The organism is Pseudoalteromonas sp. SG44-1 (assembly GCF_014164315.1).
GTDB classification, from domain to species: Bacteria; Pseudomonadota; Gammaproteobacteria; order Enterobacterales; family Alteromonadaceae; genus Pseudoalteromonas; species Pseudoalteromonas rhizosphaerae.
Genome location: NZ_JACJEW010000208.1, coordinates 1 through 782, shown reverse-complemented (window position 1 = coordinate 782; position 782 = coordinate 1). Strand labels below are relative to the sequence as shown.

Sequence of the window (782 nt, the reverse complement as noted above, 5' to 3'; positions counted from 1 at the left end):
TAAGCTTGGTGCTGTTACTTGCCATGAACCATCAGCGAGGACGGTGGCACTTAATCCATAACTATCGCCATTGACATCCACGATACTGATGCTAACAACGGTGCCCGTAGGCTCGGTTGAGGTACCCGTAATCGTTGGTGTCGCATTGTTTCCAAGGCCATTATCATTAACCATAACAACAGGCACTGAGGTATCAATAGTGCCCGTTAAGTTGACTTGCGTGCTATTTCCAGCCGCATCCAGGATGGTCGTCTCAACGCTGTAATCGCCCTCGCTCAAGCCATTTGGTACTTCCACAGACCATTGACCATTGCTTTGTACTGTCGCGCTTAGGGTTTGTTCGACCCCGTTAGCATCGGTAACCACTAAGGTCACTGTGCCACCTATCTCATCACTGGTGCCACTGAATACTGGGGTGACGTCACTGCCATCACCCACGCCTTGCACTGTAAGACTCGGCGCGGTGGTGTCAATCACACCACTAACCGAGTCGGTGGTTTCGTTGCCAACACCATCAAGGACACTGACATCAACACTAAACGCACCATCAGGCAGTGGGGTTGTCGGGCTAATTACCCAATCACCATTGGCATCCACGGTGGCGCTGAGGGTTTCGCTGTTGCCATCTTTATCGGTAACAACCACCGTCACTGCAGCCCCTTGACCCGCATCAGTGGTCCCACTAATGGCTGGGGTGTTGTCATTGCTCAATGTATCGACGCTCACCGTGAGCGTCGGTGGCGTACCATCAAAATCAGTCGAAGTGATCGTGCGCACATTAC

General features: G+C 52.2%; 1 protein-coding gene. It reads right to left on the bottom strand.

The genetic code is table 11. The annotated features are described in order from the left end of the window. A partial coding sequence (locus H5187_RS23805; RefSeq protein WP_182798506.1) for an Ig-like domain-containing protein occupies positions 1-782 on the bottom strand: 782 nt, incomplete at both ends.